This window comes from Methylohalomonas lacus (assembly GCF_024808875.1).
GTDB lineage: Bacteria > Pseudomonadota > Gammaproteobacteria > Methylohalomonadales > Methylohalomonadaceae > Methylohalomonas > Methylohalomonas lacus.
Window position 1 is genome coordinate 41066 of record NZ_JANUCT010000013.1, and the last position, 26782, is coordinate 67847.

Consider the following 26782-nt stretch of genomic DNA (forward strand, 5'->3'; position numbering starts at 1 on the left):
ATGCGCCACATACTCTCCCTGCTTCTGGAAAATGAAGCCGGTGCGCTGTCGCGCGTGTCCGGACTGTTCTCCGCCCGTGCCTTCAACATCGAATCGCTGACCGTCGCGCCGACCGAAGATCCGAGCATCTCGCGCATGACGCTGGTAACCGGCGGTTCGGAAGAGGTCATGGAACAGATCATCAAGCAGATCAACAAGCTCGTCGACGTCATCAAGGTCGTCGACCTGAGCGAAGCGCGGCATATCGAGCGTGAACTGATGCTGATCAAGACCCAGGCCAAGGGCGCGGCGCGCGAGGAAGTCAAACGTCTGGTCGACATCTTCCGCGGCCGCATCATCGACGTGACCGAAAACAGCTACACGATCGAGCTGACCGGTCCCGGCGACAAGCTCAACGCGTTCCTGGAAGCGCTCGATCGGCGCATGATTCTCGAGGTCGTGCGTTCGGGGGTGTCCGGCATCGCACGCGGCGACCGGGCGATTGGCATTTAATTGTGTGAATGGTGAGTTGATTGTTCGCGGCGCGAGCTTGTCGCGGTATGCCGTAAACCGGGATCGCCGCTCCTACCTATTCGCTATTTACCAGTCACTAATCAACCATTAGAAGTGAAGGCAAACCATCATGGCATTGAACATTTATTACGATAAAGACGCCGACCTGTCCCTGATTCAGGGCCGGCAGGTCGCGATCATTGGTTACGGTTCACAGGGCCACGCCCATGCGAACAACCTGAAAGAATCCGGCGTCGACGTCGTCGTCGGCCTGCGCCCGGGCTCCGGTTCGGCTCGCAAGGCCGAGGAGGCCGGCCTGAAGGTGGCGTCGATCGAGGACGCCACCAAGGGCGCCGATGTCGTCATGATCCTGGCCCCGGATGAGCACCAGGCTGCGCTCTACGCCGAACAGATCGAGCCGAACATCAAGAACGGCGCCGCGCTGGCATTCGCCCACGGTTTCAACGTGCATTTTCAGCAGATCGTGCCGCGCGCCGACCTCGATGTCATCATGATCGCGCCCAAGGGCCCCGGCCATCTGGTGCGTTCCACCTACACCCAGGGCGGTGGTGTGCCCAGCCTTATTGCGGTCTTTCAGGACGCCTCGGGTCAGGCCAAGGACATCGCGCTGTCGTACGCCTCCGCCAACGGCGGCGGCCGCGCCGGCGTCATCGAGACCAGTTTCCGCGAGGAAACCGAGACCGACCTGTTCGGCGAGCAGACCGTGCTCTGTGGCGGCCTGACCTCGCTCATCCAGGCCGGCTACGAGACCCTGGTCGAGGCCGGCTATGCGCCGGAAATGGCCTACTTCGAGTGTCTGCACGAGGTCAAGCTGATCGTGGACTTGATCTACGAGGGCGGGATCGCCAATATGCGCTACTCGATTTCGAACACCGCCGAGTACGGTGACTTCACTCGCGGGCCGCGCGTCATCAACGAACAGTCACGCGAAGCGATGCGAGAGATTCTCAAAGAAATCCAGACCGGCCAGTTCGCGCGCGAATTCATCCTGGAAAACCAGAGCGGTGTTGCCACGATGAAGGCCATGCGCCGCCTGTCGGCGGAGCATCCGATCGAGCAGGTCGGTGGCAAGTTGCGCGGCATGATGCCGTGGATTGGCAAGAACAAGCTGGTCGATCAGCAGAAAAACTAAGCTGGCAGCTGGCTGTCCAATTTGGTAGCCGTACCAGCAGTAACGCGAAAGCGCCCGCTCATGGTTGAGCGGGCGTTCACTTTTTATAGGGATCGCTGACACTGAACGCTGAAGAGCAGGCGGCGGTAAAATATGCCCAGTAACAGTTATCCAATCATTGCCCGCGAGGGCTGGTTCTACGTTGTCCTGATTGCAGCCGTGGCACTGCTGGTCAAGATTTATGTCAGTCTGGCCGCCGGCATCGGTCTGCTCGCGCTATTGGCCATACTGCTGGTGCTGTTACGCGATCCGCCGCGCTCGGTACCGTCGGTTCCCTCGGGCCTCGTCAGTCCCGTGCATGGCCATGTCGTCGACGTTAACCATGTTACCGACATCTGGCTGAAACGCCCGTCAACGCATATTCGCCTGCGCATGTCACCGCTCGATATCTATTCGTTACGCTGTCCGATCGAGGGCCGGGTGATGGACCAGAAGTCGGGCCGTGATCACGATAACCCGCACATTCGCCAGTATGCCTTCTGGCTGCGTACCGACGAGGGTGACGATGTGGTCGTGTCGATCCGCATGGGCTGGCTGCCGAAACGCGCCCGCCTGTACGTGCAGTCCGGCGAACGTCTGGGCCAGGGCCAGCGCTGCGGTTATATCTATTTCGGCGGCGAGGTTGACCTCTGGTTGCCGGAACACGTGCGCCTCGACATTGAAAACGGCCAGCCGGTGGTTGCCGGTTCCATGCTGCTGGGCAAGTTGGTGCATCGCCACGGCGCCAGCATTACCGATGTCGACACCGTGCCCGCCGCCCGCGCTTCCTGAGCCACAGGGTTATTAGTGATTGGTGGTTGGCGACGCCCGGTCTCTGCGGGAGCGGATTAAAATCTGCGAACCTTCCAACGCTTGTATCGCCGATTATAATCGGCTCCCACAGTAGAATGATTTTAGGATCGTAGGAGCGGCGACCCCGCCGCGAACAGCGCTGGTTAAAGGGCCATTGAATTTTAATTTTCCCTTGACGCCGAAACAGGGTCGATCACGCTATTTTGTCACCAGTCACCGCCGGCAGCATTTGCAAGTTCACCGGCAGCACGCGAGAATTGATTCCCCATTTTCCCAGGCTAATCTGAAGCGATGTCCTACCGAATGAACCGTGGCCGCGGTATCTACCTGCTGCCCAACCTGTTTACCACCGGTGCCCTGTTCGCCGGTTTCTACGCGATCGTCGCGGCCAGCGGCCAGTACTTCGAGGCGGCCGCCGTGGCCATTTTTGTCGCCATCGTGCTTGACGGCATGGACGGGCGCATCGCCCGCATGACCAATACCGAGAGCGAGTTTGGTGCCCAGTACGACAGTCTCTCGGACATGGTGTCGTTCGGCCTGAGCCCGGCGCTGGTGATGTATGCCTGGTCGCTGGGTGATATGGGCAAGGCCGGCTGGCTGGCGGCATTTATTTACGCCGCTGCCGCCGCACTGCGGCTGGCGCGCTTCAATACCCAGGTCGGCAGTGCCGACAAGCGCTATTTCCAGGGCCTGCCGTCGCCGGCGGCGGCCGGTCTGATTGCCGGCCTGGTCTGGCTCGGCAGTCGCTACCAGATCAATACCTTCTTCCTGACCCAGGGATTCACGCTGTTTCTGACGGTTGCCGCCGGCGTACTCATGGTCAGCAACGTGCGCTACAACAGCTTCAAGGAGCTGGATCTGCGCGGCAAGGTGCCGTTCATGACGATCCTCGTCATCGTACTGGTGTTCGTCTTCATCTCGCTCGAGCCGCCGCTGGTGCTGTTCGGTATGCTGCTGCTGTATGCCGCGTCCGGTCCGGTGCTGACGCTGATGACCCTGCGCCAGCACCGCGCCCGCCGTACCGGTGCGGCGGGCGGCTCGCAACCCCGCGAACAAGTGCCCGATGAGGACCGGGACGCCTAGTCCGGTCGCTGACGAGCGGGCGATCCCGCGGCGCCTGCGCCATCAGCCAGGGCGTTGCGCTTTTTAGACCCAGTCTTGAAATTTGCCCGCAGGCGTCCTATATTGGCTCCTATCATGCAATACAACAGCGCAATCAAGCTTTCCCTCCGCAACCGTACCCACGGTTCCGCGCTGCTGCTCGGCCTGCTGCTGCCCTGCCAGGGCAGATAATCTTACTTCACAAATCCCGTTGTACCGTCGGTCGTTAACCCGGCCCAAGCCATTTACAGTTGTCGCGTTCGAGCCATCTGTCTACACTCGGGCGCAATGCAGGAAGAAGAGCTATGAGTGCCAATAAAGACAAACTTTATATATTCGATACGACCTTGCGCGACGGTGAACAAAGTCCCGGCGCCTCCATGACCAAGGACGAGAAGATGCGCATCGGCAAGGCGCTGGAGCGCATGCGCGTCGACGTCATCGAGGCCGGGTTCCCGGCCGCCAGCCCCGGAGATGCCGAGTCTGTACAGGCGGTTGCCGAGATCGTCAGGGACAGCACGATCTGTGGTCTCGCCCGCGCGCTGGACAAGGACATCGATATTGCCGCCGAGGCGCTCAAGCCGGCCGCCTCGAAACGCATACACACATTTATCGCCACGTCGCCCATTCACATGCAGACGAAGCTGCGCATGGAGCCGGACCAGGTCGTCGAGCAGGCGGTACGGGCGGTCAAGCGCGCGCGCGGTCATACCGATGATGTCGAGTTTTCGGCCGAGGATGCCGGGCGTTCGGAATTCGACTTTCTCTGCCGCATTGTCGAGGCAGCGATCGACGCCGGCGCCAATACGATCAACATTCCCGATACTGTCGGCTACAACCTGCCCAGCCAGTTCGGTGACTTGATCCGGCGTTTGCGTGAAAACATTCCGAACTCGGACAAGGCGGTGTTCTCCGTGCACTGCCACAATGACCTCGGCCTGGCGGTGGCCAACTCCCTGGCCGCCGTGTTGAACGGCGCGCGCCAGGTTGAATGCACCATCAATGGTCTCGGCGAGCGTGCCGGCAACGCGGCGCTGGAAGAGATCGCCATGAGCGTGCGCACGCGCCAGGACGTGTTTCCATGCAACGTTGACCTCGAGACCACCGAGATCATCAATTGTTCACGGCTGGTATCGACCATCACCGGTTTCGTCGTGCAGCCGAACAAGGCCGTCGTCGGCGCCAACGCGTTCGCGCACGAGTCCGGTATTCACCAGGACGGCGTGCTCAAGAACCGCGAGACCTACGAGATCATGAAGGCCGAGGACGTCGGCTGGAACACCAACCGCATGGTGCTCGGCAAACATTCCGGCCGCAATGCCTTCAAGGCGCGGCTCAAGGAAATCGGCATCGACTTCGCCCGCGAGGAAGAACTCAACAGCGCGTTCAGCCGGTTCAAGGATCTCGCCGACAAGAAGCACGAGATCTACGACGAGGATTTGCAGGCGCTGGTCTCCGAGGTCATCCACGACTCGGTCAAGGAACGCTTCAAGCTGGTCGGCATGCGCGTGTGCTCGGAAACCGGTGAGACGCCGGTCGCGCAGGTTACCCTGCTGGTCGATGGCAAGGAACAGAGCATCTCCGCCGAGGGCGGCGGTCCGGTCGACGCCACGTTCAAGGCGATCGAGTCGCTGGTCAAGAGCGGTTGCGACCTGCAGCTGTATTCGGTCAACAATATCACCACCGGCACCGATTCGCAGGGCGAGGTCACCGTGCGGCTCGACAAGCGTGGCCGCATCGTCAATGGCCAGGGGTCCGATACCGACATTGTTATCGCCTCGGCCAAGGCCTATCTCAATGCCCTGAACAAGGCCCTGCAGACCGGCGAGCGGACGCACCCGCAGGCGGCCAGCCAGATATGAGCGACCGCGCGGCCGGCCTGTCCGAGCGTCAGCGTCAGTATCTGCAGGCGCTGGATATCCCGGTCTGGCGGTCGCGCGCTGCGGTGGATGAAACGGCTGCCGAATCCCAGGCAGTGGCGGCGCAAGCGGCAGAACCCGTGGCCGCGCCGCTCGGTGCCGACGTGACGGCGGCCTGGTCGCAGCTCGAACGCGAGGTGGTCGAGTGCACCAAGTGCGAGCTGTACCGGACACGAACGCAGGCGGTGTTCGGCGTCGGCAACCGGCAGGCGGACTGGCTGATCGTCGGCGAGGCGCCCGGCCGCGATGAGGATCAGCAGGGCGAGCCGTTCGTCGGCCGCGCCGGCAAGCTGCTCAATGCCATGCTCGAGGCGCTGGGTTACGCGCGCGAGGATGTCTACATCGCCAACATCCTGAAAAGCCGGCCGCCGAAAAACCGCGACCCGAAGCCCGAGGAAGTAGCGGCCTGCGAGCCCTATCTCAAGCAGCAGATCGCCCTGCTGAAGCCGAAGATCATTCTCGCCGTCGGCCGTGTCGCGGCACAGAACCTGCTCAAGACCGACACGCCGATCGGCAAACTGCGCGGCCAGCGACTGGAGTACCAGGTAGCGGCGGAGACCGTGACAAAGGTGCCGGTGGTGGTGACCTATCATCCGGCCTACCTGCTGCGATCGCCGGCCGACAAGCGCAAGGCGTGGCAGGATTTACTGCTGGCGCGACAGATTTACCATGAAGCTCGCAGTGGGGCTGCGGCGTGAGTGCCGTCCTGAAACCGGAACCGCAGTTCCGGCCGATGCGCGAAACCGACGTCGAGGTGGTGCTGGCCATCGAGAACAGCGCCTACGATTATCCGTGGACGCCGGGTATCTTCCATGACTGCCTGCGGGTTGGTTATTCCTGCTGGATCATGGGGCAGCAGAATCCCGTCGACGGTTACGGCATCATGACCATCGGTGCCGGCGAGTGCCACATACTCAATGTCTGCATCAGTCCGGCGCTGCAGAATCGGGGACTGGGGCGCTTCATGCTCGAACACCTGCTCGGCCTGGCCAGTGAGTACCGCGCGGATACGGCATTTCTCGAGGTCCGCCCGACCAACAAATCAGCCATTCATCTTTATGACAGCATGGGCTTTAATCAGGTCGGCATCCGGCGCGATTATTATCCGGCGGCCAGCGGCCGCGAGGATGCGCTGATCCTGGCAAAGACCCTGGCGACCGGCGACTGGGGTTAGCTGCCAGGTGTTGGCACGATATGGCGTGCCGGCTTCATGCTGCCAGCAGCGGTTGCGGCATCGTGTTTGCTCAGGCCAACAGGGTGATCGTGGCGGCAGCAGCATAAAGCAACAGGATCAGGAAACTCTCGAAACCGATACGGCCGATGCCGTCGCGTTCCCGGCAGATGAAGCCGAGCAGCAGAATGGCGGTCATGAGGATCGTGAGCAGCCCCCAGGCGAGCTGCGGCGTGCCGATGGCGTGGTAGATGGAACCGTCGCGATAGGCGATGTCCGCGGCGGCAAACACCAGGATGTTAAAGCAGTTGGTGCCGAGGATGTTGCTGACCGCGAGTGTCAGGGCGCCGTAGCGAACAGCCGCAATGGTCGTGACCAGCTCGGGCAGGGAAGTAAAGAATGCCGTGAACAGGGTGCCGACCGCGGATTCGGACAGGGCGGTTTCGCTGGCAATGGTCTCGGCGGCGTTCATCAGCGCCCAGCCGGAAGTCGCAATCAGCAGCGCCAGCAGGGCGAACACCAGCCATAACCGCAGTCCGGCGCGCTGGTTGTCATTGCCGGCCTGGTCCGGCTGGTCGACCACGGTCTGCGAAGTGCGCCGCGGTATCCACATGGGCCGGTATTGGCTGCTTTGCACGAGGCGGTAACCCAGAATATAGCTGCATACCAGTAGCGGCGTGATCGGGTGAATACCGAGCACAGCGACCGGCACCGTGACCATGGCAAGCAGGGGGATGACCAGCAGGCCGATGAACAGGGCGGCCTGGATAAGATTGGGCGAGGTTGCCGCGGCGTGTTCGAGATTGGCCTTGCGGTAGAAGATGTCGCCGATGCAGAGAAAAACCAGGTTGACGGCCAGGCTGCCCATGACATTACCCATGGCCAGTGCGGCGTAACCATCAACGGCGGCAGTCAACGTGGCCGCGAAATCCGGCAATGAGGTAATGCCGGCAAGAAACAGCCCGCCCATCAGCGCTTCACCCCAGCCGGTCCGATCGGCCAGTTCATCGGCCAGCTGTGCCAGGCGCACGCCGGTTACAGCGATAATGACAGCGGCAATGGCAAAGACGACAATACTGCTGCCGAGGGTTGAGAACATGAAGGCAATTTGTCGGATGAGAGTATCGGCATTACTGTAGAACGGATTGGCCGATGTTCAAAACCGGTATTTCATCGACAATCGGGCAAAGCCGTCTAAACTGAAGCCAATCGGTTCGCCGGGCGGGGATACAATCTTATGGCCATACGCCATTTCCGGATACAGGCAATGTGCCGTTACGGTAAAGGATTCAGGCCGGGCCTGATACTGCTGCTGTTATTGCTTGCCGGCATGCGGGTGGGGGCGGCACTGGAGCCACGGCCGCCGGCGGCGGAGCTTGAGCGGCTGGTAGAACGTTACGAGCAAATGCAGGAAAGGCTGGATAACCGGCGGTATGCAGCCCTGGTCAATTACCGTCAGCCGTCCTGGGAGCCGCGCTTTTACCTTGTCGACCTGCAGCAGCAGCGTGTTGTAGAGAGCTATCATGTCGCGCATGGCAAGGGATCGGACCCCGAGCACGATGGTTTTGCCAGCGCCTTCAGCGATCGCCACGGCAGTCACATGAGTTCGGTCGGTTTCTTTCTCACCGGCGAGACCTATGTCAGTGAACAGGCCGGTCATGGGTTGTCATTGCGACTGAAGGGGCTGTCGCCCTCGAACCGCAACGCTTTTGACAGGAATATCGTTATCCATGCCAACCATTACATGGAAAATGATTTCATCGATCGGTTCGGCAAGCCCGGCCGCAGCCACGGTTGCTTTACACTGAAATCGGACGATCGCGATGAAGTCATCGCACGACTGCGTGGCGGTGCCTTGATCTACGCAATTCATTGACAGTCGGCAGGAACCTGTCGGATTTCAGCCGGTCGATGAACAGAGTCATGAAAAGCCTGAACCTTACATCCTGCCTGTTGTTACTGCTGCTGTCTTTGCTGGCAGCGCCACTGGCGGCTGACGAGGGCGAGACCGAGCGACCGGATGAGGAAACGTCGGCAGTAATCGAAGAAGATACGGCTGACGATGAAACGCCGGCCACTGAGGCACAAGTCGAATCGCCGACTGAAACGGGCGCTAAGACGGCGAGCGCCAGCGACGATGACGCGGCGCAGACGTTTACCCTGCTGAATAACGATGTGGCGCCGGGCAGCATGCGGCGCCTGTCCTGGTACGCCAGCGAGAACTCGGCGGGTCTTTCCGAGGCGACACCGGTGCTGGTGGCGCACGGCGTAAATGCCGGACCGACACTGTGCGTGACCGCCGCGGTCCACGGCGATGAACTCAACGGCGTCGAGATCGTGCGCAATCTGCTCTACGATGTCGATCCGGAACGCCTGAACGGCACAATCATCGGCGTGCCGATCGTGAACCTGTACGGTTTTCGTCTGGGTTCGCGCTACTTGTCCGATCGCCGCGATCTGAACCGTTACTTTCCCGGCAATCCGGATGGCAGCTCGGCCTCGCGCATTGCCTATTCACTGTTCGAATCGGTGATCAAGCATTGTGATTACCTGGTTGACCTGCACACCGGTTCGTTTCAGCGCGTGAACATGCCGCAACTGCGCGCGGATCTGAATAACGATGATGTGCTGAGAATGACCAAGGGTTTCGGCGCCACGGTGATACTGCATGGTGAGGGTCCGGACGGCAGCCTGCGTGGTGCCGCGACCCGTGCCGGCATACCGGCGGTGACGGTAGAAGCGGGCGAGCCGATGCGGGTGCAATCGGAACAGGTCGAACATGGCCTCAAGGCATTGCGCAGCCTGCTGAACTACCTCGACATGGTGCCGCGGTTCTCACTTTGGGGCGAGCCGCAACCCATCTATTACAAGTCGGAATGGGTGCGGGCCGAGGACAACGGCATATTGACCAGCAGCGTCAATCTCGGTGACACGGTCGATGAGGGTGAACTGCTGGGCACTATCGTCGATCCGATCACCAACAGCCGCAATGCCATTCATTCGCCCGTTGCCGGCCGCGTTATCGGCATGGCGCTGAACCAGTCCATGCGGCCCGGCTATGCGGCTTACCATATCGGCATCCGCAAGACCGAAGAGCAGATCGTCGAGGAGGCCGACCTGGCCATCGACGACACTGACAAAACCCGCGACCGCGATAACGAGTCAGAATCCGACGAGTCGGACGAACAGGACACCGCCGCGGTTGATGTACCGCCGGACACCGAGGCCACGGAGTAGCCGTCTCTGTTATAGTCCGGATCTCATTTCCAGACAGGAGACGCAAGCATGAGCCTGACTCGCTTTTGCCGTTGGTTGACCGTGGTCGGCCTGGTACTGCTGGCGCCGGCACTGGCGGCGCATGAAGCCGATGATGAGGTTGTCCCCGACAGCGAATACGCCACCGCCGCCGGCAAGCAGCTGGAAGGGCCCGCGGAAACCCGCGGCGTCGCCGGGGTCGAGAAGCTCGGCTCACTGGCCCTGGTGGAGGAATTCGCGGGCATGGACGGCCATGAGTTTCGTATCCGCGAGATCACCATCGACCCGGGCGGTGTTATCGCCATACACGAGCACGACTCGCGGCCGGGCTATGCCTACATTCTCGAGGGCGAGATTATCGAGCATCGCAACGATCGGCCGGAACCGGTGACTCGCACCGCCGGTGACGTAGCACAGGAGCGCAGCGGCGTCGCCCATTGGTGGGAAAACCGCTCGGATGCACCGGTCCGCGCCCTGGTTATCGACATCGTCCCCACAGAATAGGCCGTGCTCGTTTCGGTTACGCGAATCTGGCATGATTGCTGCCAATAGCCATGATTCACGATCCACGATTCATGCCCGTGACGCCTGTTGATTGAAGACCTGATGTATGCCCCGAGCTGATTATCCAACACTTGAAGCCACTGTCGGTAACACGCCGCTGGTGCGACTGCAGCGTCTGCCCGGCGCAACCGACAATGTCGTCCTCGGCAAGCTTGAGGGCAACAACCCGGCCGGTTCGGTCAAGGACCGCCCGGCGCTGTCGATGATCACCCATGCCGAGGCGCGTGGCGACATCAAGCCTGGCGATACGCTGGTCGAAGCGACCAGCGGCAACACCGGTATCGCGTTGGCCATGGTCGCAGCCATGCGCGGTTATCGGCTGGTGCTGATCATGCCCGAACACCTGAGCCTGGAACGTCGCGCGGTAATGAAGGCCTTTGGCGCCGAGCTGATTCTGGTCTCGGAAGCCGGCGGCATGGAGGAGGCGCGCGACCGCGCCGACGACATGGGCCGCAAGGGCGAGGGCCTGGTGTTGAACCAGTTCGCCAACCCGGACAATCCGCAGGCGCACTATGAAACCACCGGCCCGGAGATCTGGCGCGATACCGGCGGCCGGGTCACACACTTCGTCAGTTCCATGGGCACCACCGGCACCATCATGGGCGTGTCGAGGTACCTGAAGGAGCAGAATCCCGACATCCAGATCGTCGGCGTGCAGCCGAAGGACGGTGCCAGCATTGCCGGCATCCGCCGCTGGCCGGAAGCCTACCTGCCGAAGATTTTCGACCGCTCGCGCGTGGATCGGATCATCGACGTCGGCCAGGAAGAGGCCGAGACCACCACCCGGGCGCTGGCCAGCCAGGAAGGCATTTTTGCCGGCGTCTCTTCCGGCGGCACCATGTGGTCGGCGCTGCAACTTTCGCAGGAAGTCGACAACGCTGTAATCGTGACCATCATCTGCGACCGCGGTGACCGTTACCTCTCGACGAACATTTTTCCGGCGTAGTCTCGCCTGCCTGCTGCTGCTGGCGGCATCGCCGGGCGCCGCCGAGCCGCTGCTATCGCTGCAGTTTGCCGAACTCGAACATGAAGCGCTGACGCTGCGGCAGGTCGATATACGTATCGAGCAGAACGCCGCCGGTGAACATCGGTTCGAGTTGCAGGCGGACGAACTCGCACTGAATGCCGCCGACGTTGTCAGGGATGTCAGCCTGCAGTGTCGGGCGCGACTGACGCTCGCGCATGTGGCATGCGAGAGTGGCCGGTTGGCGTTGACGCACGCCGACCTCGGCCGGCTGAACGGCGCCGTGAGTTTTCGTTACGCCTTCGGACAGGGGCTGGAGCACGCCGAATTGACCGGCCTCGGGCTGGCGGCGGGCCGCATCGATCTGCAGGTGGCCCGACCCGGATCGGAGTGGGCGATCACGGCCGATCTGACGGCTGTTGATCCAGGCCAGCTGCAACCGCTGTTGCAGCAGGTCGGATTGGCGCTGCCGGCCCTGTCCGGGCGCCTGGACGGCCGTATCCAGGCGGCGGGCTGGCCGCTGACCGAGGTTGTCGCCGATATGGCCGTCCAGGAATTGAACTATAACGGCGACAGCGTGGCCCAGGACGTTGCCGGTGACCTGCAACTGACCGCGCGGCGGCAAAACGGTGACTGGCAGAATGAACTGCAGCTGAACCTGACTGCCGGCGAGCTGTACCTCGTGCCGCCATTGCCGGGCTACCAGACGCCGCCGGGGTTTTACATCGCCGTTGCCGGGCAGCCCATCCACCTGGATGCGGTCTTCGGCTATGCGCCGGTCACGGCGCAGGTCACGATCCAGGATTTGAATTACCATCATCCTGAAGTCATCCGCCTGAATGGTGCCGGCCGCCTGCGGCTCGGTACTGCTGGCGGTCTGCAGGCGCTGGCAGTGACTGTGCCGTCCGTCGACCTGACGCGGGCCTTCCCCGTCTATCTGCAGCCATGGCTGATCGACAGCAGTTATAACGATATTGAACTCGGTGGCCAGGCGGCGCTGGAGATCGGTCTCGATGAAACCGGGATCAGCGCGTTGGGCCTGCAGTTCGATGATGTCGACATCCGCGATCCGCGCGACCGTTTCGGTATCAGTGACCTGAGTACCGACATTCAGATGACGCGTGCCCGGCAACATGCCTCCAGGGTCAGCTGGGAGCGCATCGATGTCTACCAGTTGCAGCTGGGCGCGGGCGCCATTTCGCTAGTCAGCGATGACTTCAGTATCCGGGTCACCGATTGGCAGGACGTGGCACTGCTCGATGGCACGCTGAATATCAGTGAGCTGGATTTGCGCAACGTCGGTACGGCCGCATTCGAAATGCATCTGGCCGGCGCTGTGCAGGCGGTGTCACTGCCAACGCTGACGGCAGCACTCGGCTGGCCGGAGCTGGGCGGTACGCTGACCGGCGAGTTTGCCGGACTGAACTACCAAGGCGGTGATCTGCGCATGGACGGCGAGCTGCTGGTGCACATGTTCGATGGCCGGGTGACCATCCGCGAATTGGCCGTGCGCGACCTGTTCGGCAACCTGCCGGTGCTTGCTGCGGATGTCGACGTGCGCGACATTGATCTCGAGCGCCTGACCGAAACCTTTGCCTTTGGTAAGATTACCGGCCGTCTCAGCGGCCATATCCACGGTCTCCGGCTGGAGAACTGGCAGCCGGTCGCCTTTGATGCCAGCCTGTCGACACTGGACGACGGCGATACCCGCCACCGCATCAGCCAGAAGGCGCTGAACAACCTGACGCAGATCGGTGGCGGCCTGAGTGGCGCGCTGTCGCGCGGCTTTCTGCGCTATTTTGACGAGTATTCCTACGGTGAACTCGGCGTCAGCTGCCGGCTTGCCAATGGTTTTTGCGAACTCGGCGGTGTCGAGCGCTACAATGACGGGTACTATCTCCTGACCCGCGGCGGCCTGTTGCCGCCCTGGGTGGAAGTCAGGCTGGCCGGTTCGGTCATTGCCTGGGACGCGCTGATCGCCGGCTTTCAACAGATCGCCGAAAGCGAGGTCGAGATCGACTGAGCGTATCATCGGCGCAATCAATCGTGCCGTTCGCGGTCAAAGACATTAACCACACTGGGTTCACCAGGGAGTAAAGCGCATGCAATCATCAACTGAATCTGCTGTTTTGTCGCGGTCGCCGTCAATCTGGCTGATCGCCGGACTGGCGCTGCTGAGTGCCTGCGTAACGGTCAATGTCTATTTCCCGGCCGCTGCCGCAGAAAATGCCGCCGATCGTTTTATCCGCGGTGTCTACGGCGAACCCGCCGCGCCGGAATCGTCCAGTGACGAGGCGTCGCCGGAGCCACAGTCCGGGCTGCACGACACCTTTGGCCAGCGCGCGCTGACAGGCTTGCTCGATTTCGTGGTGCCGGCGGCGCACGCACAGCAGCCGGATATCACCATCTCCACGCCCGGCATCAACAAGCTGCAAAGCGCGATGAATGCGCGCCACGAGAAACTCAAGCCGTACTACGAAAGCGGTGCGGTTGGCATGGACAGCAATGGCTTCATCACCCTGCGCGATGAATCTGCCATACCGTTGAAGGATCGCAACAACGTCAAAAAGCTGGTGGCCGACGAGAACAATGATCGCGAAGCGCTGTACCGTGAGGTGGCGAGTGCCAATGGTCATCCGGAATGGAAGTCCGACATCCAGGCGATTTTCGCCAAGCGCTGGGTGGCCAATGCACCGTCGGGCTGGTGGTACCAGAGCGCCGGCGGTGACTGGGTACAGAAATAGTTCGGATAACAGCGTTTTATGAATATTCTGGTATTTGATATCGAGACGGTGCCGGATACCGAATCAGCCGCCCGTCTTTACAACCTGGCAGGCCTGAGTGAGGCCGAGGCCGCCGAAGTGATGTTCAGCCGGCGGCGTCAGGAAACCGCCGGTCAGAGTGACTTCATCCGCCATCATTTGCAGCGCGTCGTGGCGATTTCCGTGTTGCTGAAAAGCGGCGACAAGATGAGTCTGTGGACGCTGGGTGATGTCGATTCCAGCGAAGCCGAGATCGTCGAACGCTTTTTCGACGGTATCGAACGCTATATCCCGACGCTGGTCAGCTGGAACGGTCGCGGCTTCGACCTGCCGGTACTGCATTACCGCGCGCTGTTGCACGGTATCTCGGCACCGAAGTATTGGGATACCGGCGATGACGACAACAGCTTCAAGTGGAACAATTACCTGAATCGCTTCCACCAGCGGCATACGGACCTCATGGATGTGCTCGCCGGGCACGAGGGCCGGGCCTCGGCGCCATTACATGAAATCGCGGTAATGCTCGGTTTCCCCGGCAAGCTCGACATCAGTGGCGGCGATGTCTGGGAACGCTATCTGGATAATGACATCGCCGGCATTCGCGACTATTGCGAGACCGACGTGCTCAATACCTATCTTGTCTACCTGCGCTATGAATTGCTGCGCGGCCGCCGCGATCGCCAGTGGTTCGACGACCAGTGCCGACAGCTGCGCGATTATCTACGCGCCGAAACACGGCCGCACCTGGACGAGTTTCTGCAGGCCTGGCCGGAAACGACTGCCAACTAGCCCGCCTATGTCCCGCCGTCAGCAGAGCAAAACGCCGGTCGTGTTCGAGGCCACGATCGACTCGCTGTCACCGGAAGGCCGAGGTGTCGCACACATCGACGGCAAGGCGACTTTTATCGACGGGGCGCTGCCCGGCGAAACCGTGCGCGCACGTTACCACAAGCGCCGCAAGCGCATGGATGAGGCCGAGGTCGTCGGCGTCATTCACGCCAGCAGCGAACGGGTGCAGCCAAAGTGTCCACACTTCGGCATCTGCGGTGGCTGCCGCCTGCAGCATCTTGACGCCAGCGCCCAGATCCGCCACAAGCAGCAGGCACTGATGCAACAGCTGAAACACATCGGTGGTGTCCAGCCGCTGGCCGAGCGCCTGCCGATGACCGCGCCGGTATGGGGCTACCGGCACAAGGCACGACTGGGTGTAAAGTACGTCGATAAGAAGGAAAAGGTGCTGGTCGGTTTTCGCGAGCGCGGTAGTGCGTTCCTGGCCGATATCGAACGCTGTGAAGTCCTGCATCCGTCGGTGGGCGAACTGATTACGCCACTTTCGGAACTTATCGGTAGCCTCACCGTGTATCGTCAGGTGCCGCAGATTGAAGTGGCTATCGGCGAGGACCGCGTCGCCCTGGTGTTGCGTCACCTGGCACCGCTGACCGCGGATGATCATGCACTGCTGCAACAGTTCGAGCGTACGCACGAGGTTTGCTTCTTCCTGCAGCCTGGCGGACCGGATACGATTCAGTCCCTGAATCCGTCAACACCGGCAACGCTGCGCTATCATCTGCCGAAGCATGCCATCGACTTCGCGTTCCGGCCGACCGACTTTACCCAGGTCAATCCGTCGATCAATGAACGGCTGATCGACGGGGTGATCGACTGGTTGCAACCGACGGCCGACGATCGCGTGCTCGATTTGTTCTGTGGGCTGGGCAATTTTTCGCTGCCGCTGGCACGCCGGGCCGGACGCGTGACCGGCGTCGAGGGCGATGCTGCCCTGGTCGAGCGCGCGCGTGCCAACGCGCTCGCCAATCAGATCGACAATGCCGAGTTCTTCAGCGCCGATCTGGCCGCCAACGATTTGCAGGCGGCGTTTATGTACCGGCGTTACAACAAGGTGCTACTGGACCCGCCGCGCAGCGGCGCCGCCACACTCATCGATCGACTCAACTGGAACGGTGTCGAACGCATCGCCTATGTCTCCTGCAATCCGGCCACGCTGGCGCGCGACAGCGGCGCGCTGGTCAACGAGCATGGTTTTGAACTGGTCGCCGCCGGCGTACTCGACATGTTTCCGCATACCGCCCATGTCGAGTCACTGGCCCTGTTCCAGCGCGCGGCCTGCTAGCTGATGGCACGGCACGTGTGGCGTTGCCTGGCCGGGCTGCTGCTGTGTCTGGGCCTCGGTGCCTGCGACAATGGCGACGGCCGCGATACCATTCGCCTCGGTATTGCTGCCGGGCCGGTGACGCTGGATCCGCGTTTTGCCACCGATGCCGCATCGCATCGCATCAGCCGCCTGCTCTATCGCGGGCTGGTCGATTTCGACGCCAGCAATCGGCCGGTGCCGGAGCTGGCCGACTGGTCGCAAAGTGATCCGCGCACCTATCGGTTCGAACTGCATGACACACGGCGGCCGTTTCACCATGGCCATCGCCTGACGGCCGCCGACGTTGCGGCGACCTATCGCTCGGTGCTGGATCCGAAAACCGGTTCGCCACACCGCGGCTCGTTGACGGTGATCGAAAGCATCGAGGTGATCGACAGCGATACGCTGGTGTTTCATCTGAGCAAGCCCGACCCGCTGTTTCCCGGCCGTCTGACACTGGGCATCCTGCCGGCCGAAAAGATCGACAGCGGTCATGCCTTCGGTCAGCGTCCGCTCGGTAGTGGCCCGTTGCGACTGGTACGCTGGCCGTCGGAGGAACGCGTCGTGCTCGAACGCCGCGCTGACGAACAGCGTATCGAGATCGTCACGGTCAAGGATCCGATCGTGCGCGTGCTCAAGCTCATGCGCGGCGAAATCGATCTGGCGCAGGGCGATCTGCCGCAGGAGCTTTTGACCTGGATGCAGGACCGCGAGGGTGTCGAGGTGGTGACGAAGCGCGGCTCGATTTTCAGTTACCTGGGTTTCAACCTGCGCGACCCGGTGGTTGGTGAGCCGCTGGTGCGCGAGGCTATTGCTTACGCCATCGATCGTGACGCGATCATCGAACATGTACTGGGTGGCGCGGCGCGTCCGGCCGGCGGCCTGCTGCCGGCCGATCACTGGGCCGGGCATCCGACACTCGATGGTTACGCCCACGATCCGGCACGTGCCCGGGCCTTGCTCGAACAGGCCGGTTATGCCGCCGGCGACGGTCCGGCGATCGTTTACAAGACGTCGAACAACCCGGCGCGCATCCGGCTGGCGACGATCATCCAACATCAGCTGAAGGAGGTCGGTTTCGACGTCGAGATCCGCAGCTACGACTGGGGCACGTTTTACGCTGACATCAAGAGCGGCCAGTTCCAGATGTACAGCCTGTCCTGGGTCGGTCTGAAACTGCCGGATATCTACCGCTATGTCTTTCACAGTGAGTCGCTGCCGCCGGCCGGCGCCAACCGCGGTCACTATGATAATCCGATCGCCGATGCGTTGATCGAGGAGGCTGAAAGCCTGGACGAACTCGATGATCAGGCGCTGGTCTACCAGGCGCTGGCAGCGCATCTGCACGCGACCCTGCCGTACGTGCCGCTGTGGTATGAGGACAACTTGCTGGCGAAACGTCCGGGCATCCGCGATTATGAACTGCCGCCCGACGGCAACTACGACGGCCTGATTACAGTGAAGCGTGAACAATGACGACCGACCTGCGTATAGAGATCAGTATCGGCGAACAGACGCTGGCGCTCTACCGCGGCGAGAAGCTGCTGCGCCGCTACAATGTGTCTACCGCACGCAATGGTGCCGGCGAACGGCAGGACAGTTTTTGTACGCCACGCGGCGAACATGTTATCGCCGAGAAGATCGGTGCCGGCTGTGCAGCGGGTACGGTATTCGTTGGCCGCCGGCCAACTGGCGAAATCTATGCACCCGAGCTGCGGCAGGCGGCACCGGACCGCGACTGGATACTGACCCGCATTCTCTGGCTGGACGGCTGCGAGGACGGCATCAATCGTGGCGGCGAGGTCGACAGCAAGCGCCGCTACATCTACATCCACGGCACGCCGGATGATGTCGAACTGGGCGTGCCCGGTTCGCGCGGCTGCATCCGCATGCGCAATAGCGACATCATGGAACTGTTCGATGAAGTTGAAACCGGCACGCCGGTGTGGATTGGGTGACCGGTGATTGGCAAGGCCTGCTTTCCTGGGAGCGCGCCAATCAAAAGCGCGTAGCGCCACTTTTATCTCTTCCCCCTTGATGGGGGAAGCTGGGATGGGGGTGAATTAAACAGCCTCGATAATTCAATCACCCCCACCCCGACCCTCCCCCGTTGAGGGGGAGGGAATGGAATGTGGATGGTCGCTGGTTAATGAGTTAACTGGTTAGAGGGCTAATGAAATTGCAATTTTCCTTGACAGCGAAACAGCTTCAATCAACCAATCAACGCTTGTCGGTTTCCTCGCGCACGGTTTCGCGCACGAGTTCCCGGGCGAAGCGCTTCATCTGTGTTTCGTACAGCACCAGTTCGCCGCCGGTGCGCACCACGCCGAGAGCAATGCGCGCCAGCAGTAACAGCAGCAGCAGGGCGATCACCCAGGCAACGTAATAGGACAGGCTGAGCCGGTACTGGGGTTCGGCAGCAGCGGATGCGGGATCGCGTTGTGCCGTCGGCGCGCCGTCCGGGCCATAACGGTCGAGTTCATCGCCCCGGGCGCCGGATCGGTCAGGTGCTTCCAGCTGCAGCGGTGCAATACTGCGGTCGATGTTCGAACCCTGCTCGATGGCTTCGGCAAAGCGTTCGATCCGTTGCGGTTCGTGATACAGTTGCCAGGCTTCGTTGAGCACTTCCAGCGCCAGCCACAGGCCGAACAACAGCAGTATCAGGCCGATGGCGCGGACAACGAAAGCGAAAAAGTCACGGCTGCCGTCATAGAAACTCATGGTGGTCCGTCCCTGAATTTTACTGATGTACCCATTCTACTTAACCTGCGCGCATTTTGCGCGCCGCCGCTGATGCATTGATAATTCGTTCACATGCTGCGCTATATCGCTTTACGCCTGGCTTCCAGCGCGCTGGTCATCTTCGGTGTTTCCAGCGTCGTCTTCCTGTTACTGCACCTGGTTCCGGGTGACCCGGTAGAGGTCATGCTGGGCGAGTCCGCCGGCGTGACCGACCGCGAGGCCCTGCGCGAGGCGCTGGGGCTGAATCTGCCGCTGTGGCAGCAGTGGCTGCAGTACATGCAGCAGCTGCTGCAGTTCGACCTGGGCGTATCGCTGCATTCCAAGCGGCCGATTGCCGGGCTGTTGGCTGAGCGTATCCCGGTGACCGCGGTACTGGCCGGCGCCAGCCTGCTGCTGGCCTTGCTGCTGGCCGTGCCGCTGGGGGTGCTGGCGGCGGTCTATCACAACCGCGCCGTTGACCGCGGCGCCATGGTATTTGCCCTGGCCGGCGTGGCGATCCCGAATTTCTGGCTCGGGCCGCTGCTGATCCTGGTGTTTGCCTACTGGTTCGGCTGGTTGCCGGTCAGCGGCATGCAGGGCCCGGCCTCGGTCATTCTGCCGGCGCTGACCCTGGGCACGGCGCTGGCTGCCCTGCAGTCGCGCATGATTCGCACCGCCCTGCTCGAGGAGCTCGGTCGCGACTACATCCGTGCCGCACGCGCCCGCGGCTTCAGTCCGTTGCGCGTGATCGGCCGCCACGCCCTGGGCAACGCGCTGCTGCCGGTGACGACGGTACTCGGCCTGCAGCTGGGTGCCTTGCTGACCGGTGCGGTCGTTACCGAGCAGATATTCAACTGGCCCGGCGTCGGCCAGCTGCTGATCGATTCCATCCAGAAGCGCGACTACCCGGTCGTCCAGGCCTGCATCCTGTTCATTAGCCTGACCTATGTCAGCGTCAATCTGCTCACGGATCTGACCTACGCCGTGCTCGATCCGCGCGTGCGCCTGGAGGCGGAATGAACGGGGTACTGCGTCAGCTGCCGCTGGCCATTCTCGCCGCCTGGTCGCTGGCCGCCTTGCTGGCGCCGTGGTTGCCGCTGGCGCCGGACCAGATCGGCTTGGCGCGCATCCTGGAGATTCCGCAACCGGCCGCCTGGCTGGGGTATGATGATCTCGGCCGGCCGGTGCTGGACCGCCTGATCGTGGGCGCGCGCACTTCGTTTATCGTCGCTGCTGCAGTGGTGTTTCTGTCGCTGCTGGTTGGTACGACGATTGGCCTGTTCAGTGCATGGTTCGGCGGCTGGTTCGACCGCGTCATCGTCTTCATCACCGACGTGTTCCTGGCGTTTCCCGGCATTCTGCTGGCGATCGCGCTGGCGGCGGTACTCGGCCCGGGCATCAGCAACGCCGTATTCGCGCTGGCGGCGGTTGGCTGGGTTGGCTTCGCACGCCTGGCCCGTGCCCAGGCGTTGTCGGTAAAAACCCTGGATCACGTGACTGCGGCGCGGTCGCTGGGCAGCGGCCACTGGGTGATCGCGCGTCGCCATATCCTGCCGCTGGTGCTGAGTCCGCTGATCGTTCAGGCGACCTTCGAGCTGGCCGGGGTGGTGATCGCCGAGGCAACGCTGTCGTTTCTCGGTCTCGGCGTACAGCCGCCCGAGGCTTCGCTGGGGGCGATGATCCGCGACGGCACCCGGTATATGCTGGTCGCGCCCCATATGGTGGTCGCACCGGGACTGGCGGTGTTCATCATCGTGCTGAGCGTCAACCTGCTCGGCGATCGCTTGCGCGATCGCATGGACGTGCGGTTTGACGATCACAAACAATGACACGGAGACAAGCTGACATGGCGCTGGGACCGGTGATGCTCGATCTGCGCGGCAGCCGCATCGAGGCCGACGAATACGAACTGCTGCGGCATCCGGCCACTGGCGGTGTCATCCTGTTTGCGCGCAATTTTGAATCGGTGGCCCAGCTGGAAGCGCTGGTGCATGAAATCCATGATCTGCGCGAACCGCACCTGCTGGTTGCCGTCGACCACGAGGGTGGTCGGGTACAGCGCTTCCATGGTGAATTCACGCGCCTGCCGCCCTGCGGTCTGTTCGGCCGGGTTTACGATCGCGGCAAAGAACACGGTCTGGCGCTGGCGGATCGCGCCGGCTGGTTGATGGCGGCCGAATTACGCGGTGTCGGCATCGATTTCAGTTTTGCCCCGGTGCTGGACATCGACAAGGGGGTCAGCGAGGTTATTGGTGATCGCGCGTTTCATCGTGATGTAGACAGCGTCATGCAGCTGGCGCGGCGCTACATGGACGGCATGCTGCGCGCCGGCATGGCGGCGGTCGGCAAGCATTTTCCCGGCCACGGCTCTGTAGCTGCCGATTCGCATCACGAGCTACCGGTCGATGAGCGCCGCTTCGAGGACATTCTCATGGAAGACCTGCGCGTATTCCGCTACCTGATCGACAATCACCTGGCCGCCATCATGCCGGCACACGTGGTCTATCCGCTGGTGGACGACCGGCCGGCCGGATTTTCGCGTGTCTGGTTGCAGGATGTGCTGCGTGAACAGCTTGGTTTTCAGGGCGCGATCTTCAGTGACGACCTCGGCATGAGCGGTGCCGCGGTGGCCGGCGATATGGCGGCGCGTGCCGACGCCGCGCTGGCGGCCGGTTGCGACATGCTGCTCGTCTGTAACAACCAGGCCGGTGCTGCGGCCGTACTCGAGCATGTCAAGACCGCGCCGCCGCCGGCGACCCAGGCGCGTCTGATGCGCATGCAAGGCCGGCGTGCGCCCGCACTGGCAGAACTGCAGCAGCTGGAACAGTGGCGCACGCTGGCAGCCGAGATCGGTACGCTGGACCGGACGCCGGAACTGGACCTGGATAATGACCAGCTTGTATAGAATGATCGCCGTCCTGTTGCTGGCACTGTTGGCGGCGCCAGCCGCCGCCTACGAATGCCAGCCGCTGGAGTTGCGCGAGCCGGCCGCGGCGGTGGATATTCGCCACGACCGCGGCCTGCTCTGGCGCATCAGCAAGCCGGGTTCGGCAACCAGCTACCTGTACGGTACCATCCACGTTTCCGATCCGGAGATTACCGATCTGCCGGAGCCGGTCCTCGCGGCGCTGGCAGATGCCAGCCATTTTGTCATGGAAGCGGAACTCGACGGTCCGGCGATGCTCGGTTTTGCCCAGCAGATGTTCTATAGCGACGGCCGGCGTCTGAGTGAGCAACTCGATGACGATCTGTACACACGCGCCGAGGATTTGCTCGGCCGGCACGGTGTTCCGCCGCTGGCGGCGCAGTCGCTGAAACCCTGGGCGGCATTCATGACCCTGAATATGCCGCCGGACAATGGTCTGCCGCTGGATCTCGTCCTGATGGAAAAGGCCGAACAGCGCGGCATGAGTGTGCGCGGTCTCGAGACCATGGAAGAGCAGCTGGCAGTGTTTGCTGACCTCGACGAGTCAGCCCAGCTGCGGCTGCTGGTCGATACACTGTGTCATTACGAGGATCTGCAGCGCGATATGGCGCAAATGAAGACGCTCTACCGGCAGCGTGATCTGGCGGGCCTGTTCAGGTATCACAACAAATACAATCTGCAGGATCGGGCGGTGTATAAACAACTCATGCAGCGGCTGTTATGGGATCGCAATCGTGTCATGGCTCAACGGATCGCCGCGATCATCGCGGAAGATGATGCCTTTGTTGCGATTGGTGCGATGCATCTGCCGGGCGCAGAGGGCGTGCTGACACTGCTCGAGAACGCGGGCTTCAAGGTCCAGATGGTGTACTGACAATGAATGAACTCTGGCAGCAATTCAAACCATTCATGGTTGAGACCAGCAAGTTACTCAACACGGATCCCTGGATCATTCAGGTATTCATCGTCGTTCTACTGACCGTCACGGTCAGCTTTTTTGAACGGCGGTTTCTTGAAATGCTGCACAAGCGACTGGGTCGTACTGACACGCAGTGGGACGATGCGCTGGTCAGTGCGCTGTACAAGCCGCTGTCCCTGCTGATTTACGTCATCGGTCTCGGTTTCGCCATGGATATCATATTCAAGGAAACCGATGCCGAAATCTTCAGTGCCGTCGGTCCCGTCCGGGATGTTCTGGTGGTATTCTGCGTCGCCTGGTTCGCGACGCGCTTTGTTACAAGAGCGGCCGAGAATTATATCAACAGCCGGCATACCCGCGGCGACTATTACGACCGCACGGCCGTCGATGCCATCGCCAAGCTGTTGCGTATCTCTATCATCATCACCGCCGGCCTGGTGGTATTGCAGACGCTGGGCTATTCCATCTCCGGTGTCCTCGCCTTTGGCGGTATCGGCGGTATCGCAGTCGGTTTTGCCGCCAAGGACATGCTGGCGAACTTCTTCGGCGGCATGATGGTGTACCTGGATCGGCCATTTTCGGTGGGTGACTGGGTGCGTTCGCCGGATCGCGATATCGAGGGCACGGTCGAGGAGATCGGCTGGCGACTGACACGCATCCGCACGTTCGACAAGCGGCCGCTGTATGTGCCGAACTACGTATTCAATCAGGTTGCCCTGGAAAATCCGTCGCGCATGCTGAATCGCCGCATCAAGGAAACGGTCGGCTTGCGTTATGACGATGCCGCCAAGGTTGGCACGATCGCCGCGGCGATTCGCGAAATGATCAATAACCATGAAGATATCGATACCGACCAGACCATGATCGTGAATTTCGATACCTTTGCTGACTCGTCACTGAATATCATGGTTTATACCTTCACCAAAACCTGCAACTGGATCGAGTATCACCGGGTGAAGGAGGACGTACTGCTGAAGATCATCGATATCGTCGAACAGCACGGCGCCGAGTGCGCGTTCCCGACCACGACACTGCACGTGCCTGAACCGGTGCATGTGGACGCCGATGACAGGACACAGAGTCAGAGCCGTGACGACAATGCCGGCGGTGCGGCACAGAATCGGCAGGCCACGTCCAGGCGCGATGCCTCTTCCGACGCATCCAGCAAACCGTCCCAGGAAGTCACCTATGGTGACATGGACGGTGAGGGTGAATAGCGTGACATTCTTTGCCTGTGCCCGGCGCTGACGGTAAGCTATGTATATGAAGCTGGAATTCACCAAGATGCAGGGTATCGGCAACGATTTTGTCGTGCTTGATGGTCGGCGGCAAAGCCTGCAACTCGACAGTGACTGCCTGCAGCAGATCGCTGATCGCCGTTTTGGTGTCGGCTGTGATCAAATCCTGGTGCTGGAAAAGTCGAATTTGCCGGATGTTGATGTCCGCTACCGGATTTTTAACGCCGATGGCAGCGAAGTTGAACAATGCGGCAACGGTGCCCGTTGTATTGCCCGGTATCTGCACAGCAATGGTCTGGAGCACAAGACCGAGATCGTTGCCGAGACGGCGGCTGGCCCGATAACGCTGTATATCGAACTCGATGACCTGGTGCGGGTGAATATGGGCGTGCCGCGTTTTGCTCCGGCGGATATTCCACTGGCAGTGGCAGAACAGGCCGACAGCTACAACCTGTCGCTGGAGCAGGGCGAATTCCCGTTCCGGGCCGTGTCCATGGGCAACCCGCATGCGGTACTGGAAAGCGGCGATGTCGACACCGTGCCGATCAGTGTCATCGCGCCCATGATTCAGGCACATCCACTGTTTCCGGCAGGGATTAATGTCGGCTTCATGCAGATCGAGGATCGCGAACACATCCGCCTGCGCGTCTATGAACGCGGTGCCGGTGAGACGCTGGCCTGTGGCAGTGGCGCGTGCGCGGCGGTGGTCTGCGGCATCAGCGCCGGCTTGCTGGACGATTGCGTCAATGTCGATCTGCCCGGCGGCCGACTGCAAATTCAATGGGCCGGTGACGACAATCCGGTATGGATGACCGGGCCGGCCGAATTCGTTTTTCAGGGCACACTCGAATTACAGACCTGACGTTTTTATGACCGATGACAATAACAAGGCCAATACTGTGACAGCCTCGCCGCAAACCGTCGCCGAGTTCCTGCGCGAGAATCCCGGTTTTTTCAACGAACACCCGGAATTGCTTGAGCAGCTGCAGATCCCGCATCCCAGCGGCGAAGCGGTATCGCTGGTCGAACGGCAGATGAGTCTGCTGCGCGAGCAGAATGCGCGCACCCGGCAGAAGCTCGACAACCTGATCGATATCGCCCGCGCCAACGAGGAACTGGCGCGGCGTATGCACATGCTGGCACTGACGCTGATGGACGCACAGCAGCCGCAGGAAATCTTCAACACACTTTACGACAGCCTGCGCAAGAATTTTGCCGCGGATTTTGTCACCGTCTGCCTGTTCTCCGAAGCCGCCGGGCTGGAAGAAGCGATACCGGCGGAGTTTGCCGGCGAGGAGACGCAGGGCATGACCTTGTTCAAGTCCGTGATCGCCGGTGGCACGCCGCAATGCGGCGCGCTGGAAGCGGCGCAGTGGTCGTACCTGTTCGGCGATGCCGGCGAAACCATCGCCTCCGGCGTGATCGTGCCGTTGCACGGCGACAGCTGGGGTGGCGTCATGGCCATCGGCAGTTGCGATGCCGAACGTTTTCATCCGGGCATGGGCGTTGAATTGTTGTCCAACCTGGGCGAGATTCTGAGCATCATTCTCAAACCCTGGGTGGCATTACGCTGAACCAGGCGTATAACGACTGTACCGGAATGGTCGGCTGAGGATATATGCAGGCGACGGCAAATCAACTGGTCGAGGCCTACCAGGCGCATATCCAGCACCTGGCCGAACAGACGCGGCGCAATTACCGCCGCGACCTGGCGCTGTTCTGCGCCTACTGTGACAGTGCCGGTATCGATCGCTGGCAGGACCTCGATGTTCACGCCGTGCGCGCTTTCGTGACCCGCCGTCATCGCCAGGGCATCAGCGGCCGCAGCCTGGCGCGCAACCTGTCGTCACTGCGCTCGTTCGTGCGCTTCCTCATCGACCGCGGTGTGCTCAAACATGATCCGACTCAGGGGCTGCAGTTGCCGCGTTCGCCGCGTAAACTGCCGGCCACCCTGGATGCCGATCAGGCGCGGCGACTGGTGGCCATCGACGGCGACGACGTACTAACGCGACGCGATCGCGCCATCCTCGAACTGTTCTATTCCTCCGGACTGCGGCTGGCCGAACTGGCGACCCTGGATGCCAACCTCGATCTCGGCGATGCCCTGATCCGGGTGACCGGCAAGGGCAACCGGCAACGCAGCATACCGGTCGGCCGCCACGCGCTGACGGCGCTCAGGGCGTGGCTGGCGGTACGCGCCGACTGGGCGGCGCTGGATGAACAGGCGCTGTTCGTCAGCCAGCGCGGCCGGCGTCTGAGTCGCCGCGCCATCGAGCAGCGCGTTCACCACTGGGCCGTGCGCCAGGGTTTGCCGGTGGACGTACATCCGCACATGCTGCGGCACTCGTTCGCCAGTCACCTGCTTGAGTCCAGCGGTGACCTGCGCGCGGTGCAGGAATTGCTCGGCCATGCCAATATCGGCACTACCCAGATCTATACGCATCTCGATTTCCAGCACCTGGCACGCGTCTACGACGGCGCCCATCCGCGCGCCCGGCGCAAGCGGGAATCGTGAACCGCCAGCCGGGGAACTAAACCGCTGTATGCCGTTCGCACGGTTACGCCCAGCGACCAGGTACACGGGCGCCGCGCCAGCGCTCGGCATCGTGTAAAA

The 26782-nt window shown here is 61.7% G+C and carries 27 protein-coding genes; 25 read left to right on the forward strand and 2 right to left on the reverse strand.

What is annotated here, in order from left to right; all coding sequences use genetic code 11:
• The 7 genes from ilvN (at position 1) to rimI (ending at position 6670) form a co-directional block, all read left to right on the forward strand.
• Complete coding sequence (ilvN, locus tag J2T55_RS09565; RefSeq protein WP_259055876.1) at positions 1–492, forward strand: acetolactate synthase small subunit; 492 nt, start codon at positions 1–3, stop codon at positions 490–492.
• A 136-nt stretch (positions 493–628) separates the two neighbouring features.
• Positions 629–1645 (forward strand): ketol-acid reductoisomerase, encoded by a 1017-nt coding sequence (gene ilvC, locus J2T55_RS09570; protein ID WP_259055927.1) that lies wholly within the window; start codon positions 629–631, stop codon positions 1643–1645.
• Between the two features lie 132 nt (positions 1646–1777).
• Positions 1778–2455, forward strand: a complete 678-nt coding sequence (locus tag J2T55_RS09575) for a phosphatidylserine decarboxylase (protein WP_259055877.1) — start codon at positions 1778–1780, stop codon at positions 2453–2455.
• Between the two features lie 312 nt (positions 2456–2767).
• Complete coding sequence (gene pssA / locus J2T55_RS09580) at positions 2768–3559, forward strand: CDP-diacylglycerol--serine O-phosphatidyltransferase (protein ID WP_259055878.1); 792 nt, start codon at positions 2768–2770, stop codon at positions 3557–3559.
• A 323-nt stretch (positions 3560–3882) separates the two neighbouring features.
• Positions 3883–5439, forward strand: a complete 1557-nt coding sequence (locus J2T55_RS09585) for a 2-isopropylmalate synthase (RefSeq protein WP_259055879.1) — start codon at positions 3883–3885, stop codon at positions 5437–5439.
• Positions 5436–6194: a uracil-DNA glycosylase gene (locus J2T55_RS09590; protein WP_259055881.1), complete on the forward strand. Its 759-nt coding sequence runs from the start codon at positions 5436–5438 to the stop codon at positions 6192–6194. The genes J2T55_RS09585 and J2T55_RS09590 overlap by 4 nt, the downstream gene beginning before the upstream one ends.
• On the forward strand, positions 6191–6670 hold the full coding sequence (rimI, locus tag J2T55_RS09595) for a ribosomal protein S18-alanine N-acetyltransferase (protein ID WP_259055882.1): 480 nt from the start codon (positions 6191–6193) through the stop codon (positions 6668–6670). Before J2T55_RS09590 ends, rimI begins: the two co-directional genes overlap by 4 nt.
• A 70-nt stretch (positions 6671–6740) precedes the next feature.
• Here rimI and J2T55_RS09600 read toward each other — a convergent pair whose 3' ends face one another.
• Complete coding sequence (locus J2T55_RS09600) at positions 6741–7766, reverse strand: sodium:calcium antiporter (protein WP_259055883.1); 1026 nt, start codon at positions 7764–7766, stop codon at positions 6741–6743.
• Positions 7767–7904: 138 nt separating this feature from the next.
• On the opposite strand from J2T55_RS09600, the gene J2T55_RS09605 reads away from it, so the two are divergent.
• The 10 genes from J2T55_RS09605 (at position 7905) to J2T55_RS09650 (ending at position 18322) form a co-directional block, all read left to right on the forward strand.
• The gene (locus tag J2T55_RS09605) at positions 7905–8543 is read left to right on the forward strand and encodes a murein L,D-transpeptidase catalytic domain family protein (protein WP_259055884.1); all 639 of its coding nucleotides are present in this window, start codon (positions 7905–7907) and stop codon (positions 8541–8543) included.
• A gap of 47 nt (positions 8544–8590) precedes the next feature.
• Positions 8591–9904 (forward strand): succinylglutamate desuccinylase/aspartoacylase family protein, encoded by a 1314-nt coding sequence (locus J2T55_RS09610; protein WP_259055885.1) that lies wholly within the window; start codon positions 8591–8593, stop codon positions 9902–9904.
• A gap of 48 nt (positions 9905–9952) precedes the next feature.
• Positions 9953–10426 (forward strand): cupin domain-containing protein, encoded by a 474-nt coding sequence (locus tag J2T55_RS09615; protein WP_259055886.1) that lies wholly within the window; start codon positions 9953–9955, stop codon positions 10424–10426.
• Positions 10427–10532: 106 nt separating this feature from the next.
• On the forward strand, positions 10533–11432 hold the full coding sequence (cysM, locus tag J2T55_RS09620; protein WP_259055887.1) for a cysteine synthase CysM: 900 nt from the start codon (positions 10533–10535) through the stop codon (positions 11430–11432).
• Positions 11395–13473 (forward strand): translocation/assembly module TamB domain-containing protein, encoded by a 2079-nt coding sequence (locus J2T55_RS09625; protein WP_259055888.1) that lies wholly within the window; start codon positions 11395–11397, stop codon positions 13471–13473. The genes cysM and J2T55_RS09625 overlap by 38 nt, the downstream gene beginning before the upstream one ends.
• A 79-nt stretch (positions 13474–13552) precedes the next feature.
• The gene (locus J2T55_RS09630; RefSeq protein ID WP_259055889.1) at positions 13553–14194 is read left to right on the forward strand and encodes a YdbL family protein; all 642 of its coding nucleotides are present in this window, start codon (positions 13553–13555) and stop codon (positions 14192–14194) included.
• 18 nt (positions 14195–14212) lie between these two features.
• Complete coding sequence (locus J2T55_RS09635; protein WP_259055890.1) at positions 14213–15001, forward strand: 3'-5' exonuclease; 789 nt, start codon at positions 14213–14215, stop codon at positions 14999–15001.
• A gap of 7 nt (positions 15002–15008) precedes the next feature.
• The gene (gene rlmD / locus J2T55_RS09640; protein ID WP_259055891.1) at positions 15009–16343 is read left to right on the forward strand and encodes a 23S rRNA (uracil(1939)-C(5))-methyltransferase RlmD; all 1335 of its coding nucleotides are present in this window, start codon (positions 15009–15011) and stop codon (positions 16341–16343) included.
• Positions 16344–16346: 3 nt separating this feature from the next.
• Complete coding sequence (locus J2T55_RS09645) at positions 16347–17840, forward strand: ABC transporter substrate-binding protein (RefSeq protein WP_259055892.1); 1494 nt, start codon at positions 16347–16349, stop codon at positions 17838–17840.
• 8 nt (positions 17841–17848) lie between these two features.
• Entirely contained in the window at positions 17849–18322 is a 474-nt protein-coding gene (locus J2T55_RS09650) for a L,D-transpeptidase family protein (protein ID WP_407660073.1), read from the forward strand.
• Positions 18323–18584: 262 nt separating this feature from the next.
• Here J2T55_RS09650 and J2T55_RS09655 read toward each other — a convergent pair whose 3' ends face one another.
• Positions 18585–19085 carry a hypothetical protein gene (locus J2T55_RS09655; protein WP_259055894.1) on the reverse strand — a complete coding sequence of 167 codons (501 nt, stop codon included), beginning with the start codon at positions 19083–19085 and terminating at the stop codon, positions 18585–18587.
• A gap of 93 nt (positions 19086–19178) precedes the next feature.
• Between J2T55_RS09655 and nikB the strand changes: the two genes are divergently transcribed.
• Genes nikB through xerC form a run of 8 tightly spaced genes read left to right on the forward strand, consistent with a single transcriptional unit; the run spans position 19179 to position 26683 of the window.
• Positions 19179–20105 (forward strand): nickel ABC transporter permease, encoded by a 927-nt coding sequence (nikB, locus tag J2T55_RS09660; protein WP_259055895.1) that lies wholly within the window; start codon positions 19179–19181, stop codon positions 20103–20105.
• The gene (locus J2T55_RS09665) at positions 20102–20914 is read left to right on the forward strand and encodes an ABC transporter permease (RefSeq protein WP_259055896.1); all 813 of its coding nucleotides are present in this window, start codon (positions 20102–20104) and stop codon (positions 20912–20914) included. Before nikB ends, J2T55_RS09665 begins: the two co-directional genes overlap by 4 nt.
• 17 nt (positions 20915–20931) lie before the next feature.
• Positions 20932–21990, forward strand: coding sequence for a beta-N-acetylhexosaminidase (gene nagZ, locus J2T55_RS09670; RefSeq protein ID WP_259055929.1), 1059 nt, complete (start codon positions 20932–20934; stop codon positions 21988–21990).
• Between the two features lies 1 nt (position 21991).
• The gene (locus tag J2T55_RS09675; protein WP_259055930.1) at positions 21992–22885 is read left to right on the forward strand and encodes a TraB/GumN family protein; all 894 of its coding nucleotides are present in this window, start codon (positions 21992–21994) and stop codon (positions 22883–22885) included.
• Positions 22886–22887: 2 nt separating this feature from the next.
• Positions 22888–24147 carry a mechanosensitive ion channel family protein gene (locus J2T55_RS09680; protein ID WP_259055898.1) on the forward strand — a complete coding sequence of 420 codons (1260 nt, stop codon included), beginning with the start codon at positions 22888–22890 and terminating at the stop codon, positions 24145–24147.
• A 46-nt stretch (positions 24148–24193) separates the two neighbouring features.
• On the forward strand, positions 24194–25030 hold the full coding sequence (dapF, locus tag J2T55_RS09685) for a diaminopimelate epimerase (protein ID WP_259055899.1): 837 nt from the start codon (positions 24194–24196) through the stop codon (positions 25028–25030).
• 7 nt (positions 25031–25037) lie between these two features.
• The gene (locus J2T55_RS09690) at positions 25038–25742 is read left to right on the forward strand and encodes a DUF484 family protein (protein WP_259055900.1); all 705 of its coding nucleotides are present in this window, start codon (positions 25038–25040) and stop codon (positions 25740–25742) included.
• Positions 25743–25786: 44 nt separating this feature from the next.
• Entirely contained in the window at positions 25787–26683 is an 897-nt protein-coding gene (gene xerC / locus J2T55_RS09695; protein WP_259055902.1) for a tyrosine recombinase XerC, read from the forward strand.
• Positions 26684–26782: the final 99 nt, after the last annotated feature.

Coding starts and splice junctions, on each gene's coding strand:
- ilvN (WP_259055876.1), top strand. CDS start 1: ATGCGCCACATACTCTCCCTGCTTCTGGAAAATGAAGCCGGTGCGCTG.
- J2T55_RS09575 (WP_259055877.1), top strand. CDS start 1,778: ATGCCCAGTAACAGTTATCCAATCATTGCCCGCGAGGGCTGGTTCTAC.
- pssA (WP_259055878.1), top strand. CDS start 2,768: ATGTCCTACCGAATGAACCGTGGCCGCGGTATCTACCTGCTGCCCAAC.
- J2T55_RS09585 (WP_259055879.1), top strand. CDS start 3,883: ATGAGTGCCAATAAAGACAAACTTTATATATTCGATACGACCTTGCGC.
- J2T55_RS09590 (WP_259055881.1), top strand. CDS start 5,436: ATGAGCGACCGCGCGGCCGGCCTGTCCGAGCGTCAGCGTCAGTATCTG.
- J2T55_RS09600 (WP_259055883.1), bottom strand. CDS start 7,766: ATGTTCTCAACCCTCGGCAGCAGTATTGTCGTCTTTGCCATTGCCGCT.
- J2T55_RS09605 (WP_259055884.1), top strand. CDS start 7,905: ATGGCCATACGCCATTTCCGGATACAGGCAATGTGCCGTTACGGTAAA.
- J2T55_RS09610 (WP_259055885.1), top strand. CDS start 8,591: ATGAAAAGCCTGAACCTTACATCCTGCCTGTTGTTACTGCTGCTGTCT.
- J2T55_RS09615 (WP_259055886.1), top strand. CDS start 9,953: ATGAGCCTGACTCGCTTTTGCCGTTGGTTGACCGTGGTCGGCCTGGTA.
- cysM (WP_259055887.1), top strand. CDS start 10,533: ATGCCCCGAGCTGATTATCCAACACTTGAAGCCACTGTCGGTAACACG.
- J2T55_RS09630 (WP_259055889.1), top strand. CDS start 13,553: ATGCAATCATCAACTGAATCTGCTGTTTTGTCGCGGTCGCCGTCAATC.
- J2T55_RS09635 (WP_259055890.1), top strand. CDS start 14,213: ATGAATATTCTGGTATTTGATATCGAGACGGTGCCGGATACCGAATCA.
- rlmD (WP_259055891.1), top strand. CDS start 15,009: ATGTCCCGCCGTCAGCAGAGCAAAACGCCGGTCGTGTTCGAGGCCACG.
- J2T55_RS09645 (WP_259055892.1), top strand. CDS start 16,347: ATGGCACGGCACGTGTGGCGTTGCCTGGCCGGGCTGCTGCTGTGTCTG.
- J2T55_RS09655 (WP_259055894.1), bottom strand. CDS start 19,085: ATGAGTTTCTATGACGGCAGCCGTGACTTTTTCGCTTTCGTTGTCCGC.
- nikB (WP_259055895.1), top strand. CDS start 19,179: ATGCTGCGCTATATCGCTTTACGCCTGGCTTCCAGCGCGCTGGTCATC.
- J2T55_RS09665 (WP_259055896.1), top strand. CDS start 20,102: ATGAACGGGGTACTGCGTCAGCTGCCGCTGGCCATTCTCGCCGCCTGG.
- nagZ (WP_259055929.1), top strand. CDS start 20,932: ATGGCGCTGGGACCGGTGATGCTCGATCTGCGCGGCAGCCGCATCGAG.
- J2T55_RS09675 (WP_259055930.1), top strand. CDS start 21,992: ATGATCGCCGTCCTGTTGCTGGCACTGTTGGCGGCGCCAGCCGCCGCC.
- J2T55_RS09680 (WP_259055898.1), top strand. CDS start 22,888: ATGAATGAACTCTGGCAGCAATTCAAACCATTCATGGTTGAGACCAGC.
- dapF (WP_259055899.1), top strand. CDS start 24,194: ATGAAGCTGGAATTCACCAAGATGCAGGGTATCGGCAACGATTTTGTC.
- J2T55_RS09690 (WP_259055900.1), top strand. CDS start 25,038: ATGACCGATGACAATAACAAGGCCAATACTGTGACAGCCTCGCCGCAA.
- xerC (WP_259055902.1), top strand. CDS start 25,787: ATGCAGGCGACGGCAAATCAACTGGTCGAGGCCTACCAGGCGCATATC.